General features: G+C 31.3%; 19 protein-coding genes and 1 tRNA gene. 14 read left to right on the top strand and 6 right to left on the bottom strand.

Going from position 1 to position 18,662, the window contains the following annotated elements; genetic code table 11:
- The first annotated feature begins 2 nt into the window (after positions 1-2).
- The 9 genes from EDC42_RS08600 (at position 3) to EDC42_RS09520 (ending at position 8,806) form a co-directional block, all read left to right on the top strand.
- Positions 3-2,003 carry a V-type ATP synthase subunit I gene (locus tag EDC42_RS08600; RefSeq protein WP_069573487.1) on the top strand — a complete coding sequence of 667 codons (2,001 nt, stop codon included), beginning with the start codon at positions 3-5 and terminating at the stop codon, positions 2,001-2,003.
- A 69-nt stretch (positions 2,004-2,072) separates the two neighbouring features.
- Positions 2,073-2,558 carry a V-type ATP synthase subunit K gene (locus EDC42_RS08595; RefSeq protein ID WP_069573492.1) on the top strand — a complete coding sequence of 162 codons (486 nt, stop codon included), beginning with the start codon at positions 2,073-2,075 and terminating at the stop codon, positions 2,556-2,558.
- A gap of 13 nt (positions 2,559-2,571) precedes the next feature.
- Entirely contained in the window at positions 2,572-3,183 is a 612-nt protein-coding gene (locus tag EDC42_RS08590) for a V-type ATP synthase subunit E (RefSeq protein ID WP_069573497.1), read from the top strand.
- A gap of 16 nt (positions 3,184-3,199) precedes the next feature.
- Positions 3,200-4,354, top strand: a complete 1,155-nt coding sequence (locus EDC42_RS08585; protein WP_069573502.1) for a V-type ATP synthase subunit C — start codon at positions 3,200-3,202, stop codon at positions 4,352-4,354.
- Positions 4,351-4,668 carry a V-type ATP synthase subunit F gene (locus EDC42_RS08580; RefSeq protein ID WP_069573507.1) on the top strand — a complete coding sequence of 106 codons (318 nt, stop codon included), beginning with the start codon at positions 4,351-4,353 and terminating at the stop codon, positions 4,666-4,668. Before EDC42_RS08585 ends, EDC42_RS08580 begins: the two co-directional genes overlap by 4 nt.
- Positions 4,665-6,407, top strand: a complete 1,743-nt coding sequence (locus EDC42_RS08575; protein WP_069573511.1) for an ATP synthase subunit A — start codon at positions 4,665-4,667, stop codon at positions 6,405-6,407. Before EDC42_RS08580 ends, EDC42_RS08575 begins: the two co-directional genes overlap by 4 nt.
- A gap of 2 nt (positions 6,408-6,409) precedes the next feature.
- Positions 6,410-7,801, top strand: a complete 1,392-nt coding sequence (locus EDC42_RS08570; RefSeq protein ID WP_069573514.1) for a V-type ATP synthase subunit B — start codon at positions 6,410-6,412, stop codon at positions 7,799-7,801.
- A 27-nt stretch (positions 7,802-7,828) separates the two neighbouring features.
- On the top strand, positions 7,829-8,512 hold the full coding sequence (locus EDC42_RS08565) for a V-type ATP synthase subunit D (RefSeq protein ID WP_069573519.1): 684 nt from the start codon (positions 7,829-7,831) through the stop codon (positions 8,510-8,512).
- Positions 8,513-8,656: 144 nt separating this feature from the next.
- Complete coding sequence (locus EDC42_RS09520; protein WP_170151658.1) at positions 8,657-8,806, top strand: hypothetical protein; 150 nt, start codon at positions 8,657-8,659, stop codon at positions 8,804-8,806.
- Here the strand turns inward: EDC42_RS09520 and EDC42_RS08560 are convergent.
- Positions 8,778-9,962 (bottom strand): ATP-grasp domain-containing protein, encoded by a 1,185-nt coding sequence (locus EDC42_RS08560; protein ID WP_069573520.1) that lies wholly within the window; start codon positions 9,960-9,962, stop codon positions 8,778-8,780. The two genes, EDC42_RS09520 and EDC42_RS08560, sit on opposite strands and share 29 nt — an antisense overlap.
- A 33-nt stretch (positions 9,963-9,995) precedes the next feature.
- Positions 9,996-10,067 (bottom strand) — tRNA-Gln (locus EDC42_RS08555).
- 653 nt (positions 10,068-10,720) lie between these two features.
- Between EDC42_RS08555 and EDC42_RS09515 the strand changes: the two genes are divergently transcribed.
- From EDC42_RS09515 to EDC42_RS09745, 3 genes are read left to right on the top strand one after another with little or no spacing between them, the layout of a single operon-like run.
- On the top strand, positions 10,721-10,864 hold the full coding sequence (locus EDC42_RS09515) for a hypothetical protein (protein WP_158005573.1): 144 nt from the start codon (positions 10,721-10,723) through the stop codon (positions 10,862-10,864).
- A 58-nt stretch (positions 10,865-10,922) separates the two neighbouring features.
- Positions 10,923-11,069: a hypothetical protein gene (locus EDC42_RS09510; RefSeq protein WP_158005574.1), complete on the top strand. Its 147-nt coding sequence runs from the start codon at positions 10,923-10,925 to the stop codon at positions 11,067-11,069.
- A 60-nt stretch (positions 11,070-11,129) separates the two neighbouring features.
- Positions 11,130-11,261 (top strand): hypothetical protein, encoded by a 132-nt coding sequence (locus tag EDC42_RS09745; RefSeq protein ID WP_255360558.1) that lies wholly within the window; start codon positions 11,130-11,132, stop codon positions 11,259-11,261.
- A 232-nt stretch (positions 11,262-11,493) separates the two neighbouring features.
- On the opposite strand, the gene EDC42_RS09560 is transcribed toward EDC42_RS09745, so the two are convergent.
- Positions 11,494-13,782, bottom strand: a complete 2,289-nt coding sequence (locus EDC42_RS09560) for a peptidoglycan-binding domain-containing protein (protein WP_123833455.1) — start codon at positions 13,780-13,782, stop codon at positions 11,494-11,496.
- A gap of 824 nt (positions 13,783-14,606) precedes the next feature.
- On the opposite strand from EDC42_RS09560, the gene EDC42_RS08545 reads away from it, so the two are divergent.
- Complete coding sequence (locus EDC42_RS08545; protein WP_069574832.1) at positions 14,607-14,831, top strand: hypothetical protein; 225 nt, start codon at positions 14,607-14,609, stop codon at positions 14,829-14,831.
- Positions 14,832-15,125: 294 nt separating this feature from the next.
- Complete coding sequence (locus EDC42_RS08540; RefSeq protein WP_069574831.1) at positions 15,126-15,935, top strand: class I SAM-dependent methyltransferase; 810 nt, start codon at positions 15,126-15,128, stop codon at positions 15,933-15,935.
- A 97-nt stretch (positions 15,936-16,032) separates the two neighbouring features.
- Here the strand turns inward: EDC42_RS08540 and EDC42_RS08535 are convergent, their stop codons facing one another.
- The 3 genes from EDC42_RS08535 to dnaG are packed head-to-tail and all read right to left on the bottom strand — an operon-like array spanning position 16,033 to position 18,401.
- Positions 16,033-16,431, bottom strand: coding sequence for a DUF1284 domain-containing protein (locus EDC42_RS08535; protein ID WP_069574830.1), 399 nt, complete (start codon positions 16,429-16,431; stop codon positions 16,033-16,035).
- 45 nt (positions 16,432-16,476) lie between these two features.
- Positions 16,477-17,082 carry a biotin transporter BioY gene (locus tag EDC42_RS08530; protein ID WP_083234862.1) on the bottom strand — a complete coding sequence of 202 codons (606 nt, stop codon included), beginning with the start codon at positions 17,080-17,082 and terminating at the stop codon, positions 16,477-16,479.
- Between the two features lie 59 nt (positions 17,083-17,141).
- A complete protein-coding gene (gene dnaG / locus EDC42_RS08525; protein WP_069574828.1) occupies positions 17,142-18,401 on the bottom strand; it encodes a DNA primase DnaG in 1,260 nt (419 codons plus the stop codon).
- Positions 18,402-18,662: the final 261 nt, after the last annotated feature.

Here is an 18,662-nt window from a genome sequence, read left to right as displayed (position 1 = left end):
ATATGTTCAAGACAGCTAGAATGCGTAAAATTAGAATTGTTACACTTGATAAGTATGTAGCACCTACAGTGGATGCTCTCCACGAATCAGGGCTTATACAAGTCAGTGATATTTCTGAAAGCATTCAGCAAGATCCTGAATTAGCAGAATTAGTAACTCCTTCAAAAGCTACACCTTACACAGGTAAGTTATCTTCACTTCTCATGAAAACAAATGGTATATCTGAACTATTAGGAAATTCTATATCAGAAGGCCATGGGTTAAAAGACACTTTAATGTCTTTTATTAGTCCTGATATGCCAGTTCAAAAAGAAGTAGAAAAATTGGATACTCCTGCTTTTATTGAAAAAGCTGAAGAAACTTTAGCTAAGGTGGAAAGTAAGACAAGTGTTATTGAAGGCAAACTTGCTGCACTCGACTCAGAAACAAGTGAACTAAAGTCTAATAAAAGTTTGGCTAAACGTTTATCTCATTTTGACATGGATTTAGCGCTTTTAAAAGATTCAAAGTACACTTCTACTACTGTTGGAAGGATTAATGCTGAATCTACTTCAGAAATCAAAAATGAATTAAGTAACTTGACTGATGAATTAGAAATATTTACTGTTCCTATGGATGATGATGACGGTGAAGTCATTGCTGTAGTGACATTAAAAGAATTTAGTGATGATGTTTATTCAACACTTCGTAAATTCGACTTTGAGAAAATTGAAGTAGCTAATGTTGAAGGCACTCCTCAACATATTATTTCAAGTGCTGATTCTCGTTTATTGACTATTGAATCAGAACGTGCTGCTGTTAAAAAAGAATTAAGAGCAGTCGCTGAACAATGGGATGATGAAATATTAGCTCTCAAAGAACAATTAGAAAATGAAAAAGATAAGAACGAAATTCTTTCATCTTTTGTTCAAACTAAAGATGCTTATGTTCTTGAGGCATGGGTACCTGTAAAAGATACAGAGGAAGTTGAACAATTAGTTGAAAAAAGTTCTGAGGGACATTGTGCCTTTGAAACAATTGAAATTGAAGGTACAGATGATGAAGATGTTCCTATTTTACAACAAAATGGATGGTATGCAAAACCTTTCGAATTCCTCGTAGATATGTACTCTCCAGTACGTTACAACGAAATTGATCCAACAATATTTGTTGCAATTACATTCCCGTTCTTCTTCGGTTTCTGCTTAACCGATGCAATTTATGGGTTAGTTGTATCTGCAATTGGTGTAGTAATTATTAGAGGTTTAGGTAAAGTTAAAGAATCTATGCGTTCATTTGGATGGATTTTGGTTTGGGCTGGTCTATGGGCTGTTATTTTAGGTTTGTTAACTAATGGTTTTATTGGGGACTTCCCAGAAAGAATTGCAGGATTCCGTTTACCAACTGTATTTGCTCCAGTCGAAGCATTCAAACATCCTGATACTATTTTATTAATAGCTATCGGAGTCGGTCTTCTTTACACTAATGTTGGATTTTTACTTGGTGCTATTGACAACTTGAGATACGGTAATGTGAAAGAAGCTATTGGATCTCAGCTCTGCTGGTTTGTTTTCGAAGCTGGTATTATTCTCCTCGCTTTAGGTTACATGATGCCTGCAATCGGCATGGTTGGCATGGCTTTAGGTGGAATTTTAATTATTGCAACTATTGGAATGTTGGTATGGGCTAATGGCGCATATGGTGTTATGGATATTTTCGGTTACATGGGAGATGTTTTATCTTACGCACGTCTTTTAGCATTATGTTTGGCTACTGGTGGTATTGCTATGACAGTAAACATCTTAGCGCAAATGTTAAACAACATGGTTCCGCATGTAGGTATAGTACTTGCGATATTTGTCTTTATATTTGGACATATTGCAAACTTTGCTTTCCAGGTATTAGGTGCATTTATTAATTCTTTACGTCTTAACTATGTAGAATTTTTCTCACAATTCTTTATGAGTGGTAAAGGAAAATTCGAAGCTTTTAAAGCAAATAGGACATTTACAAAACTTAAATAAATCAAAAATTTTTCATTTATATCTTAAATTAAATTATAAAATCAATATTATTTCAAAGGTGAATTAAATATGGTAGAAATTGCTTTAGGTACTGCTTTAGCAGCTATTGGTGCTGGAGTAGCAATTGGATTTGCCGGTTTAGGTTCCGGTTTAGGGCAAGGTATGGCAGCTGCTGGTTCTGTAGGAGCAGTGGCAGAAGACAATGACATGTTTGCAAGAGGTATTATTTTCTCTGCATTACCAGAAACTCAGGCTATTTACGGTTTCTTGGTTGCAATCTTATTATTAGTATTCTCAGGATTATTAGGTGGAGGTCAAGGATTACCTACTGAAGCCGGTATTGTAGCTATAGGTGTAGGTGCATCTATTGGTTTTGCCGGTTTAGGTTCCGGTATGGGACAAGGTATGGCAGCAGCATCCTCTGTTGGTGCTATTGTTGAAGACAATGATATGTTTGCTCGTGGTATTATTTTCTCTGCATTACCAGAGACACAAGCTATTTACGGTTTCTTGATTGCTATTTTACTTATGGTATTCGGTGGAATCTTAGGTTAAGGAGGCAATTTATATGAGCTCAGGCACAGATAAAATTGTTTCAAGCATTATGTCTGAAGCCCAAGAGAAAGCTGATGTAATCATTCAAGAGGTTAATGCAGAAGTTTCAGCTATTCAGGCAAAAGCTGATAAAACTGCTGAAGTTGAAAAAACAAGAATCTTAGAAAATGGTAAAAAACAATCTGATATGAGATATCAGCAAATTATCTCTGAAGCTAAGATGAATGCTCGTAGAGCAAAATTAGGCGCTAAAGAAGAAGTAATCGAAGCTGCTTTCAGTCAAGCTGTTGGTGAATTAAAAGAAAAAGCTTCTTCCAGAAGTGCAGATTATGAAGATTCATTAATTAAAATGATTAAAGAAGCTGCTGATGAAATTGGCGGTGATGATTTAATTATCCAATTAAATGAAGCTGACACAAATCAATTTAAAAGTGAAATATCTTCAGGTAATGCTTTCGAAATTGAAGGAATCAAATTCGAATTAGGTGAACCTATCAATACTATTGGTGGAGCAGTCTTAAAAACTAATAATGGAGATATTGAAGTAAATAACACTATTGAAGCAAGATTAGATAGATTTAAAAGTATCTTACGTAGTGAAGTTGCTAATGTATTATTTAAATAAATTGGGAGGATAAATTATGGCAGATCAAATTGCTACTTTGATAAGTTCTGTAGGACTTACACAAGAAACATTCTTAGTGCTCTGTGTAATCTCATTACTTGTTGTTGGTGCAGTAGTAGTAATCATTACATCTAGACCAATTTTGGACATTTATCCTTATCTTAATCCAAGTGCAAGAGTAAGAGCTAGAAAAGGAAGATTGTTTGATGAAAAACAAATTTCTGAAATTGTTGAAACCAGCAATATTGAAGAAGTTGAAAATTATCTCAAAGGTGTTCCTGAATATGCTGATGTTTTAGATGAATATCCCCTTGATAAAGCATTAGATGTTGAACGTGCTAATACTTACGAGTTTATTGCAAGATTAGCTCCTAAAGATATTAAAGCTCCTTTCGCAGTAATGTCTAAAAAAGCAGATATTGACAATATCAAAAGTCTTTTAACTGCAAAAGAAGTCGGTTATGATGCTGATGAAACCAAAGAATTATTAATTCCTTGTGGTGCTTTATATAATGACTTAGAATCTTTAGCTGATGCTGAAAATGTAACTGATATTGTTACAAGTTTGGATAACACAGAATATGCTGCAGTTTTAGAAGATGCTCTTCCACAATATGAAAATACTAACATGATTCTTCCATTAGAATCTGCTTTAGATAAATATTACTTGGGCAAATTATTACGTTCTACTGATGTTCCTTCTGATGAAAATAAACAAATTTTATATGCATATGTTGGAACTCAAGTGGATGTAACTAATCTTAAACTAATTATAAGGGCTAAAGAAGATGGCCTTGATTATGATGCAATCTCTCCTTATATATTAGATGAAGGATACCAATTACGTGAATGGAAACTTAAAGATTTAATGGAATCTCCTGATGTTACAAATGTAGTGTCTGGATTGGAAGGTACCAAATATTCTAGTGCATTAACTGATGTGGTTCCAGTTTACAATGAAACTGGCTCAGTTGCAGTATTTGAAAAAGCATTGGATGTTTATGCTTCCGAATATTCAAAATCTTTAGCATCTAAAAAACCATTAGGTATTGGTCCAATTATTGGTTATTTAAGTCAAAAAGAAAATGAAATTAAAAATTTAAAAATTATTGCAAGAGCAAAAAGAGAAGTTGATTTCCCTAATGCTAAAATCATGGAGATGTTAATATGAGTTCAGTAGCAGTTATTGGTGATATTGACACCGTTTCTGGTTTTAGACTTGGTGGTGTCAAACAGGCAGTTGTTGTAAAAACTTCTGAGGAAGCTATTGCAGCTTTTGATAAATTTTTAGAAGACGAAATTTCAATTATTATCATTACTCAATTAATGGCAAATGAAATAAGAGAACATATTAATAGGAAAATTGGTTCAAGTGTTTTACCAATGATAATTGAAATACCTGGTAAAGATGGGTCCTCTGAAGGATCATCTGATCAAATAAATGACCTTATTAGAAGAGTTATCGGGGTAGAGATGGTTAAATGATTATTGAAGGAAATATTATTAAGATTGCTGGGCCTGTTATTGTCGCAGATGGTATGAGAGGGGCTCAGATGCTTGAGATGGTTAGGGTAGGTAACGAAAAGCTTATTGGAGAGATTATTGAGCTTGAAGGTGACACTGCTACTATCCAAGTATATGAAGAAACAGCAGGTATCCAACCTGGTGAAGTAGTTGAATGTACTGGTGGAGCATTATCCGTAGAACTTGGTCCTGGTGTAATGAGTTCCATTTTTGATGGTATTCAAAGACCTTTAAGAATTATCAGAGAAGCTTCTGGTGATTTCATTGCTAGAGGTATTGATGTAGATTCCATTAATAAAGAGAAAAAATGGGAATTCAAACCTGTTGCTAAAGTCGGAGATGTCTTAAAAGCTGGAGATGTACTTGGTGAAGTACAAGAAACTTCTGCAGTATTGCACAAAATCATGGTTCCTCCTGCACTTGAAGGTGAAGTTACTGAAATTGCAGCTGAAGGTGAATACACCATTTTAGAGGACATTGCTGAAGTTGGTGGACAAAAAGTACAAATGCTCCAAAAATGGCCTGTTAAAAAAAGCCGTCCTTATGTAAGAAAATTAGATCCAGATGTACCTTTAGTAACTGGTCAAAGAGCACAAGATACTTTCTTCTCTGTAGCTAAAGGTGGAGCGGCAGCTATTCCTGGTCCTTTCGGATCCGGTAAAACTGTTACACAGCAACAATTAGCTAAATGGGCAGATGCAGATATCGTTGTATACATTGGATGTGGAGAACGTGGTAACGAAATGACTGAAGTACTTACTGAATTCCCATTCCTTGACGACCCTAAAACTGGTAACCCATTAATGGACAGAACTGTTCTTATTGCAAACACTTCAAACATGCCAGTAGCAGCTCGTGAAGCATGTGTATACACAGGTATTACTATTGCTGAATATTACCGTGATCAAGGTTACGATGTAGCGCTCATGGCTGATTCAACCTCCAGATGGGCTGAAGCTATGAGGGAGATTTCTGGAAGATTAGAAGAAATGCCTGGGGAAGAAGGTTATCCGGCATACTTAGCATCCAGATTAGCTCAATTCTACGAAAGAGCAGGAAGAGTAGAAACTATTGGTTCCGAACCTCATGTAGCATCTATTTCTGTTGTTGGTGCAGTATCTCCTCCTGGTGGGGACTTATCTGAACCTGTTACTCAAAACACATTACGTATCTGTAAAGTGTTCTGGGCATTAGATGCATCTCTTGCAGATAAACGTCACTTCCCTTCAATTGACTGGTTACAAAGTTATTCATTATATGTGGACAGTATTGAAGGCTGGTGGGCTGATAATGTAGCTGCAGACTGGAGAGCAACCCGTGACCAAGCTATGGGTTTATTGCAAAAAGAATCTGAGTTACAAGAAATTGTACAATTAGTTGGTCCTGATGCTTTACCTGAAACTGACCAAGCTACTTTAGAAACAACTCGTATGTTAAGAGAAGACTTCTTACAACAAAATGCATTTGACGATGTAGACACTTACTGTGCTCCTACTAAACAATACCAAATGTTAAAAACTATTCTCTTATTCTACAAAGAATCTCTTGCAGCTGTTAACAGAGGAGCTCCAATTGCAACTATTGCAGCTTTACCTGTTAAAGAAGAAATTGGTAAAATGAAATACATACCACAAGATGAATTTGATGCAAAAATTGCAGATATTCAAGCTGCAGTTGTAAAACAATGCAGTGAGGCTTAAATATGAATACAAATATTAAAACTAGAGAATATACTACTGTATCCGAAGTCTCAGGTCCTTTAATGGTTGTTGAAGGAGTAGAAGGCGTTGGTTACAATGAAATTGTAGATATTGAAACACCTACTGGTGAAAAAAGAAGTGGACAAGTTCTTGAAGTAACTAAAGATGTTGCTGTTATCCAAGTATTTGAAGGAACCACTGACTTGAACACTAAAGATACTAAAACCAGATTTACTGGTCAAACCGCAAAAATTGGCGTATCCAGAGACATGATGGGACGTATTTTTAACGGTATCGGTAAACCAATTGACGGTGGACCTGAAATTATTCCTGATGAAGAATTAGATATTAATGGGGCTCCTATGAACCCTGCTTCCCGTGAATTCCCTGAAGAATTTATTCAAACTGGTATCTCTACCATTGACGGAATGAACACATTAGTGAGAGGACAAAAACTTCCTATCTTTTCAGGATCTGGTTTACCTCACAATGACTTGGCTGTACAAATCGCTAGACAAGCTAAAGTATTAGGTGCTGATGATGAATTTGCAGTAATTTTTGCAGCTATGGGTATTACTAACGAAGAAGCAAACTTCTTCATGAGAGACTTCGAACGTACTGGAGCATTAGAAAAATTAACAGTATTCATGAACTTAGCAGACGACCCTGCTATTGAAAGAATCTTAACTCCAAAAATGGCTTTAACTACTGCTGAATACTACGCATTTACCTTAGGCATGCAAGTGTTAGTTATCTTAACTGATATGACTAACTACTGCGAAGCTTTAAGGGAAATTTCCGCAGCAAGAGAAGAAGTACCTGGAAGAAGAGGTTATCCTGGTTACATGTACACAGACCTTGCAGGTATTTATGAAAGAGCAGGACGTATCGACGGTAAAGAAGGTTCAATTACTCAAATGCCTATCTTGGTCATGCCTCAAGACGATATTACCCACCCAATTCCTGATTTAACTGGTTATATTACTGAAGGACAAATTGTATTAAGTAGGGAACTCTCAAGAAAAGGTATTTATCCTCCTGTAGATGTGCTTCCTTCACTTTCCCGTTTGATGAGTGGTGGTATTGGTGGAGACAAAACAAGAGATGACCACAGTGGTGTATCTGACCAACTCTATTCTGCATATGCAGAAGGTCGTGAATTAAGAGATTTAGTTGCGGTTGTAGGGGAAGAAGCACTTACTGAAAGAGATCAAAAATTCTTAGAATTTGCTCAAGCATTTGAAGACCAATTCATTACCCAAAGTAAAGATGAAGATAGATCTATCTTCGAATCTTTGGATCTTGGTTGGAATTTACTCAAAATCTTACCTAAATCCGAGCTCAAAAGGGTTAAAGAAGAATTCATTGAACAATACCTTCCTAAAGATGAATAATCTCATTACAGTAATGTAGGTGATTAAATGGCACAAGATATTATAGATGGAATTAATCCAACTCGTATGGAATTGTTATCTCTTAAAAACAGAACTAAACTTGCTATCAAAGGGCATGGTTTGCTCAAGGAAAAAAGGGATGCTTTAATTAAAGAGTTTTTTGATATCTTGGATCGTGTCAAAGGTATTCGTGAAAACGCAGAACAAAGTCTTAAAGAAGCAAATGATGCTTTACTTGAAGCTCAAATTGCAATGGGTGATTTAGCTGTCAGAAAAGCAGCATTATCTGTTAAAGAATCTATTGATGTGGAAATTACATCAAGAAGTGTTATGGGTGTTGCTGTGCCTGTAACCAATGTTAAAATGGAGGAAAGATCTATTATTGACAGAGGTTATGGATTTTCTGATACCACTATCCAGTTAGACGAAGCTGCTAAGAAATTCGAGGAATCATTAAAGTATTTAATTGAACTTGGGGAAGTAGAAAAAACTATTTTCTTACTTGCTGAAGAAATTGAAGCTACTAAACGTAGAGTAAATGCTTTAGAACATATTATGATTCCTAGATTCCAAAATACTGAAAAGTATATTGATATGAGACTCCAAGAAATGGAAAGGGAAAACTTCGTAAGATTGAAAATGATTAGATCAACTATTGAGAAGAACGAAAAAGCTGCTGCTGAAGCAGCTGCTGCAGAAAATGCAGAATAATTCTTATTCTTTTCATTTTCTTCTATTTTTTATTATTTTTTTTAATTAAAGTTTAAAATATTGTTTATTTTTAAAATAAGCTATTATAATTTATTTACTGTAATAAATTTTTTTACTAGAAATTTTTTAAAGAACGGTGCAAACATGAAAAGAAATCCAATTGACCAATTTATGAAAGATCCGGACAATAAGGCTAAAATATTTATCTGGATGACACGAGCAATGATTATAACTACATTTATGATTACAATTGGAGTTATATTATTTATTTTATATCTGATTGGTGTAATTTAGCTTTCTTATTAATTAGTTCACTAGCTAATTCTACTTTTTCGTATAATTTTTTAAAATCCTTATCGCTGTCTATGATTGTGAGTAATGGTTCTGATTTTTCAGTTATTGATCCTATGTGCGGCAGGTCATAAATGTTATCCAAATTTATTTTTTCGTATTTCATTCTTGTTGGTGAGTAGATAATTTTTTTATAGGAATAACATTTTGGTTCGGGAATATCAACAAGTTCACCTCTGCATGCTTTAATGTGTGCATCAAGCATATTTATTCCAAGTGTTTTTTCCACACATTCAAATGTACCTTGAAGTCTTGGGTTAAGTTCAATTACATACAGTCCTTTTTCATTAATGATATAATCGACACCATTAGAACCGAGGAGATTAAATTCAAGTGCCAAATTCTCTGAAGTTTCATTCATCTCTTTAATAATGTCATCTATTCCATTAAATTCTGCCATTACTGATTCATTGGTTAAGGGCAGTATGTTTCCAGCGTATATGAAATTATCTTGTTTTCCAAAATCATTCAGTGTAAGTAATCTTGAGTTCATTATTGTTTTTGCAGCATGGGCAGTTGATAAAATTGATGAACTTACATTGATTCCTGTAACATATTCTTGCAAAATGAATTCGCTATCATTAAATTGAAAATCACTTACATTATTTAAGAGATTTATATTATATCCACCACTTCCTTTTACAGGTTTCAAAATAAATTGACTATTCGGATAACTCTTATCAATTTCAATTGCTTCATCTACATCAGACAACTTAAAAGTCATGGGAGTTAAGAATTCATTTTTGATCTTTTTGAAAAATTTAAATTTGTTTTCAATATCACAAACATTAGTTGTTCCCAAAATTTTCCTTTTGTGTCTTTTAGAAAAATCACTTGGAGACACACCGGAAATGGGAATGATATAGTCAACTTCATCAAGATAATCTTTTGAAAATTCTAAAATGTCGAGGTTACTAAACTGATTTTCAAAAGCACCGCAACTTTCACCATACTTTTCCTTTAAAATAATTTTTTGATTTTTAATGGTTGGTGTGTCTGAAGTTGAAAAATAACTGGTGGAAAATAGTTCGAAATCAAGCTGGAGTGCACTGTTAATCATGCTTCTTGTATCAATTCCAATAAGTAACAATTTTTCCATAAGATATCAAGTAAAAAAAGTTATTAAAAGTAATAGTCCCGAGCGGAGTCGAACCGCCGTCTCCGGGTCCAAAGCCTAGAAGGATTACCACTACCCTACGGGACTATACATGCTGTAACATATACAACATTTAATATATATTTATAATGTACTATTTATAGCTATCGGTTATTTTTCCATTTATTGGAACTTAATACTTTTTTTCTTTTTTATTCATGTGTATCTGCCAAAAGTAAATTAAACTATGCAAAATTTCCTTTATTTTACAATTAAATCATCATGTGTTTATCAAATAGTAATTTTTGAGTTTTGACAGACATTATTATGCGGATTTGTTGAAAAATATGAGTTTAATTCATTTAATAACTTATTAAATATCATTGGTTAAATGAGTCTTTTAAAGAATGTCCACCAAAAGTAATTTTTTCGATGCAAATTTTTCTTTGTTTTTGAATTGAAGTATTTTTAATCAGTTTCAAAAATTAATTTTAGATTTTTGGCGAACATCATAAAATTAAAATATTTAATGAATTTTATTAGCTGTGAGTACATATAGACTGTTTAGTTAAGAATTCCATTCCTTGGAATTGATGAAAAATAAATATTAATATTATTGTTATGTTAATTAATTTAAGGAAATATGCTCCTAATTTAGGTATAAAAATTATGTCCTCACAAATTTTTTTAATAAAGAAAAATAAACTCTTTAAATGCAATTTTAAGGAAAAATTTAGCAGTGTTTGAATTGAATATTTTTAATGAAATTATTCAAAACGGAAATTACAGTTTTAGGAAATGAAAATACAAAAGGATTAGCATTAAATGGTCGTTGTTCTCATGGTAAATTTCAGGACATGCTCGAGAACATGAATTATTACTTGGAAAAAATACATAATATATAGTTTATAAATCTGATCCAATCAATAGGAAAGCAATTGTTATTTTACTGGATGGGTTATTATGAAAGAAATTAATATTGTAGAAATAATTAAAAATAAAGATAAATTAGAAAAACACGAAGGATATCTTCCCATACCCATTTTACATTGGATTGACATAGGTAAATGGGAGATATTTTTAGAAAAACATGATAAGAAGTTATATTAGCAATGGTTAGATATAAATTGGGAAGAAAGACAAGCTATACGAAAAGATGAGTATGATTATGTGCAAGCTGTTGAAAAATGGATTGAAAAAAACCCACAATTTTCAAATTTTATAATTGAAAGTTCAAAAATAAAATTCACAAAAGAAGACAATACAATTATTGAAAAATATTTCAGAGATATGGAAAAATAATATTTTTTAAGTTTTAATTGAATATTTTTAATGCATTTATTCAAAAATTAAATATGGGTCTGATATTCAATTGTGTAAATGAATCAATAGTCAGCATTGATTAAATACAGATAATGAAAGCACGGAATTTATTTTAAGTTATATTTGCAATAATATTGATTATATTAAAAATGATATCTGATAAATATTTGATTAAATAAAAAAATAAAATAAGGAGTTTAAAGTCCTTATTTTAAATTATTTTTAGTTTTTTAGCAGTTTTGTAATCTACTTTTCCAGTTGTTTTAAGTTTATTTGCTTTTTGGAAATGTTTTACGGCAATTTGAGTATATTTTTGGAAAATTCCATCTATTTTCAAGTATCTTCCATTGTACTTAAGGTAGTATCCATTGTTTTTCAAAGTCTTTTGAATTTTTTTAACTATTGCCTTATTTTTGCTACCTTTTGCTACTGTTTTCCAGGCAGGTGCTTTTATTTTTATTTTAGCTTTTTTGATTAGTTTGTTGTAATATTTATCTCCTGAATATGTGATAGATGCAGTATATGTTCCTTTTTTATTCAATTTATTAAATTTGAAAGTTGCTACACCGTTAGTGTTTGTTGTTGCAGTGTAGGTTTTTCCATTAATAGTTAAAGTAACTTTTGTGTTTTTCATTACAATTCCTTTGTTGTTCTTGAGAGTTATAGTGTATTTTTTGGTTTTGTCCTCAAATTTAAAGATTTTTGTTTTTGCAGTTATTGTTGGTGTCGCTTTTTCAACTACAACCTTAAAGCTGGTAGAATAGGGACTATAAATATCATTTCCGGCAAAACTTACTTTTGCAGTGTATGTTTTCGGAACTAAACTACCTAATGCTATTTTTATTTGTCCATTTTTATAAGTTGTGTATTTTTTAGCCCCATTCAAGTCAACAGATAATGTTGCATTGTTTAATGGATTTTTTTCACTATCTAATAAAGTAATTTCTAAGTATTTATCAGTGTTATAAGTAGTGATAATGTTATTTGCTGAAATAATAGTACTTATTTTTATAGCAGTTACATTTTTTGAAAAAGTATTGTTTTCATTGAATACGTTATTTCCACTATATGCAACTGATAATTCATAATTTCCTATTTTGGTGATATTTAATAATATATTTTCAGCTTTACCATCTGTAATATTTATCTCGTCAATTTTTTCTCTATTTGCATAGATTATTAAACTACCATTTTCTACTATTCTGTCAGTATTTTTACCAGTTACTGTAATGTTTACTGAGAAGTTTCTGATTGTGTAATTGTTTACTACAAGGTTTACAGTAGCGTTAAGTTTATCAACCCTAAATTTGGTTTCTGCTACTGGAGAATCAACATACCCTAAAGTATCATTTCCAAGATAAAAACCAGTTATATTTACAATTTTACTGATATTTGTTTTATCTGCAGGATATATGTAAGTAGTAATGCCAGTTTTCACTGTTACAGTAGTGTTGTATTCATTACCTTTATTATCTTTGATTGTTAATTTAACAACACCACTTAAAGGATTATTATTAATATCAGTTACATTGATGCCAACAGTACTGATGCTATCAATAATTGTATCAGTCGAATTAAGTATAAGCTTAGTTTCTATTGGAATGATGTCTAATCCAATTGTATATTCTACATTTTCCACTTTGGCAGATACATTGCCAGTTCCAACACTGGAAGCAGTATATTTGATAGTTTCTCCTAATTTAGCAATATTCTTATCAATATTACCATTTGTTGCAGTGATTGTTAAATTAAGATTTTTAAATGGCGCATTATCATATTTAGAGATGTTTCCTGAAGTTGAATTATAGGCATATAATTTAAAGATAATGTCTGCAGTGTTTGAAACTGAAACTGTGTTGGGATCTGTTGTTGCATTTAAAAACAACCAATTATTACAAAACTCATTTGGTTTATAAGTATAATTACTTGCATTATTCCCAAACCAATTATTATCAATATTATAATTTCGAGTAAAGTCAAAACCAATTGAACAACTCATGAAAATATTGTTGTTTATTTTACATCCATCACCTTGCACTGAGTAAATATCATTATTCACAAAAACACAATTGGAAATTGAAGCGTAATTAGTTGTATTCAAATTTATAGCTCCTCCTTGATTGGCAGTGTTTCTTATGAAAGTACAATCAGATATTGTATTGTCCCAGGCTTCCAAGCGAATTGCTCCACCAGACGGAGCATAGTTATTTATAAAAGTACAATTAGTAATGATTCCATCAAGTGACTTCCAGAGAATGGCTCCACCACCAAAAAAGAAGTTTTGCATTCCATTTTTAAAAGTAATATTTTTCAATGTTACCTTGCCTGCTTCCACATCGAAAATTCTTGTTTGTCCTTTGGCGTCGATTGTATGACCTTTCCCATCAATAGTTATATCCTGAGTAATTTCTATTCCAGAACTATATCCAGATTCCTCATATTCATAATCATTTTCTAATGTTATTGTGGAACCGTATCCTGCGTTGATTTTATTTTCCAATGCAGCAAATGTTCCATTGTCAGTTTCACTTTTTATTTCTTCATCTTCAATATTGATAATTTCATCATCATTATTGTCTTCTAAAAATAGTTCTTTCTCATTTGCATATCCCCTAAAAAATATTTTTTTTAAGATATGATTTAATTATAAATATTTCTAAATTTTATATTTTTTCATTTGATTTTTTGAATATTTTGATTAAAAATATTCAATTTAAAATATTTTTTACTACTTTTTTTTAAATATTTACTAATATGTTTTTTGTATTTTAATTGTTTAATTTTATTTTTCAAATTTATTAAATATCTTTATATTGAATGGTATTTATGAATATATTATAAATTTATATTATTTTATTATTTTTTAGTTTATTATTTAAATATATTAAAATATATTTATTTTTTAATAACATTTATAAAAAATGTATTGAAATATGTTTATATATTATAATTTATATACAAAATTATTAGTTGGATAACTATTTTAATTAATGATTTATTAGTATTATTAAAGAAAAGATATTTAACTAAAAATTTCTATTACTTAAAAAAGGGTCACGTGATTAAATAGGAAAGTCTTTTTAATTTTTACAATTATTGTAATTTTACATTGGAGTGGGGTTAGTTCATCTAATGATAATATATTGTTGTTAGTAATATTCAGGATAATATCATGCTAAAGAATATGATTTATTAGGTGTTTGGAATTCAATTGGAAACATATGATCTTAAGAAAATTATATTGCGAATATACATCATCCAATACTCTTAATAAAATATACTGTTTCATATTATCACTTCAATAATATTTGGGGGAATTCTTAAATGTTCAATTCAAAGTTTTTAATATTAATTATTGGTGTTTTAATAATTGGTTTGGCATTATCCTGTTATTTCTATTCGTCAGATAATTTCCATGAGTCTGATTCTAGTTTAAATGAAAGGCATGATGATGTGGTTTATCTCTGGATGTTGGATGATAACGGAAAGTTGAAACTGGTTCCGACAACTGAAACTTATTCTGAAGGGTCTGCAAGTGATCCAGACTAATTGGGAATTCATTGGTTGATAATAATTTCTTTAAACTTTTAAATGATATTAAAATATCATTTAATTCTCTTTTTATTATAAAATTTGTGAATATCACATTTTATACCCGTAAATCTAGGCATAGGTTTCCTCAAAATATATTAATCTATTTTAGAAGTTGTTAAAATCATATTATTAAACATCCTGTTAAATAATGGATTGAATCAATTATGGATTATTTTTAGTGAAAAGATTATATATGATGAATTAAAAATTTAGGTATACCTAAATATTATAATTTGAAGAGGTGTTTTCATGAAAGAAAAAGTAAATCTGTCTGGTGTTAGTGAAACAATGCTAGTTCCATTATATTCGAGAGCATTGGAAAGCAATAGAAAAAATCCTGCATTCTATGATAAAACTGCAATAGGAATTGTTAAAAATCTTGATTACAATTTTAAAGAACGATTTAAAGAATCTAAAAATAAAATGAACTTTTGGGGATGTGCGGCAAGAACTATTATATTGGATGATGAGGTTTCTAAATATATTAAAAATAATCCGGAATGTTCTGTTGTTAATTTAGCATGCGGTTTGGATGATAGATTTAGTAGGGTCGATAACGGTAAAATAAATTGGTATAATATTGATTTTGAAAATATAATTTCGTTAAGGGATAAGCTCATAGATAAAAAAGACAGAGTTACAGATATTCCTACTTCAGCACTTGATTTTTGTTGGATTGATAAAATTGAAAATAAAGATAATGTACTGATTATAGCTGAAGGTTTTTTAATGTATTTATCTGAAGAAGATGTAAAAAATTTGTTTTTTAAGATTTCTGAAAGTTTTGGAAAAGTTGAACTGCTTTTAGAATTAATGACTCATTGGATGGTAAAAAACCAAAAGAAACATGACACTGTAAAACAGACTGGAGCTGTATTTAGATGGGGTATAAATGAAACCGAAGACTTTGAAATGATTTGTCCAATGTTTAAAATGACTGGGGATTATAATTTAACAAATGTGATGAAAAGATATTCTCCGATTTTTATTACAATTGCATCTCCATTTTTAAAACCTAGAAATAACCGGATTGGAAAATTTGAAAAATTAATTCTATAATATTATAATCTTCTAAGTTTTTTTTTTTAACTGCTTTTATAATCTTAGGGGATTTTGAAGAATTTTAGATATAAAATTATGAAATTAAATCGAGAAACTAAATTCGTTTTCCAATCTTTTGATAAAATAAACATTTCTCATGCCATATGCAGTTAAAGCAAATTTCACAAACACTCTCTTTTGTATTAAAAATATGTTCAATTCTTTTAAATAGCTCAACTGAATTATATTCTTTTGAGGAATCTAATTTTTCCAATACTTGATCGTCCATTAAAACAATTTTATCATTTTGAGCTTCATTCTCACATATATTGTTTCTTAAATTGGGACATGCTTTACAAATATCGTCAGGAGAGTTTGTTAATTTAATAACTGTCTCTGGTGATTTTCGCTTTGAATTAATATCAGTCATGTTTTTTGTAAATTTTTCATCGTATCCATAGCCTTGAAAACCTTTAAGACACAATAAATGATGTCCTCTTAAAATAAGTTTCATTATAATCAATAAAAATAAAATAAAAAAAGAAAGGTTGAAATAACCTTATTCTTTTGGTAAAAATACTTTGGACACGGATGCCGCACCTAATATTTTTACAATATCTCCGGCGATAAATGGTACAAGTCCCATCATTAAAAGATCAACAATACCAACGCTTGTGCCTTGAGTTAAGTTTAACCATAATGCAAGGCCTAAAAGTCCTGGAATGTAAATTAATGAGAAATTTGCAATACCAATTACAGCCGCCATTTTTTTGAAATTACGAGCATCAGCATATTTTTCAGTTATTGTTCCGATAAAGCAGGATGCAATAATAAATCCAATAAGGAATCCGCCAGTTGATCCGAGTAATGTTTCAAATCCACCGGTCATTCCTCCAAACCATGGAATAAATGCTACACCTAAAACAACATATAAAATTTGGCTTAGACATCCATATTTTTTACCTAATAATAAACCAGAACATAATACTGCAAATGTTTGAGCAGTAACTGGAACTGGAGTCCATGGTAATGGAATAATTATTTGTGCCATTATACCAGTAAAACATGCCATCATTAATGACATGAGTACTTTGGTTGCAGTACCAGCATCTTGAATTCTTTCAAAAACATTTTTTCTAGTACTGTAGTAGTTTTCAATATTAATATTCATTTTATTCCTCCAATTCAATAAAAATAATAAATGAGAATTATTTGATTCTCAGTTTAATTAATAGTTATAATTTTAACATTATGCGGTTTTTTAACAATATTGACGGATTTAAATGCTACTAATTTTTTAATGCCTTTTTCTGAGGCTGCATCAACTAATCTTTGGCTGATAACTCCGTCAAATATCACAGCATCAGCAGTTCCTTCTATGTTTTTAATTTCTTCATAGATGTTTTCCACTTCAACTTCTTTAGTCATATTTAATGCTTCATCCAATATTGCTCCAACACCGGTTCCTTCGAATTCTCTAAGCATGTCTTTCATTAGACTTACTTCATCATCTTCAATAACCGGTTCATCTACAACATGCTGTTCTTCACGGCGGTTATTATTGTATTTTTGTTTTTTATCGTATTTAGTGTTGTTTCTGTTATTATTACGATTTTTGATGTGTTCTTTTTTAGGATTTTCATTTAAGATATTGGTGGTAGCTAGGAATTGTGCTGTAGGAACTTTGTCCCTAAGTGCGACTAAAACTTCGTCTTTTTCCAAATCTTCAACTTCTTTTCCTTTTGGAGCACGTGTAATAAAGTCAACATCACCAATTTGTAAAAGTTCTTTTAAGATGAGTTCTCCACCTCTATCTCCATCGACGAATGCAGTTGTGGTTCTTTTTTTACTTAACTCACCAATGGAATGGGGTACACTTACACCTTCAACAGCGACAGTGTTTTTAATACCGTATTTGAGTAAGTTTAAAACATCACTACGTCCTTCCACTACTATAATCGCATCAGATGAGTGGATGGCAGGGCCGGCAGGTAATCGATCTTCTCCATATTCGGAGATTTCATGAACTCTCATTGCCTCTCTTACTTCTTCAATCATTTTAATGCTGGTAGGACCAACGCTTTCAACCATGTTTTTGTAAATTTCTTTAGCACGGTTGACAACTTGTTCTCTTTTAACCGCCCTTACATCTTCAACTTTGGTGGTTTGAATTTCAGCTTCACAAGGACCTACACGATTAATAGTTTCAAGAGATGCGGCAAGGATGGCAGTTTCAACTCTGTCCAAACTTGATGGAATTACAATTTCTCCTTTTGCTCTTCCACTATTGGAATGAATGTTAACTTGAATTCTTCCGATTCTCCCAGTTCTTTGTAATTCTCTTAAATCCAAATCATTACTGAGTAATCCTTCAGTTTGCCCAAATACAGCACCAACAACATCAGGTTTTTCTACAATACCATTAGCAGTAATTTGAGCATGAATTAAATATTTTGTTGTAGTTAATTCTTCACCTTTTCCCATTTTTAAGCCTCCTAAGCTTATTAATCGGGATAATTTATGTAATTTTAAAAAAAATTATTTGGTAAATTTGCATAAATTATACGATAATCATATATTTCATCAGTCTTGACGACCTATCATACACTAAAAAAAGAGTTTATACATGTTACAGTGAGCCTGCTATTAAGGTTTTATTGTATTGGTAATTTTTATTGTTTCTTAATAATGTTTTTTCCTTAATAATCTTGCTTCTCCTGTCTTTTGAATAAATTAATAATGAAT

The sequence above is a fragment of the Methanobrevibacter gottschalkii DSM 11977 genome (assembly GCF_003814835.1).
In the GTDB taxonomy this organism is placed as follows: Archaea; Methanobacteriota; Methanobacteria; order Methanobacteriales; family Methanobacteriaceae; genus Methanocatella; species Methanocatella gottschalkii.
This window is presented reverse-complemented; position numbering and strand designations above follow the sequence as displayed.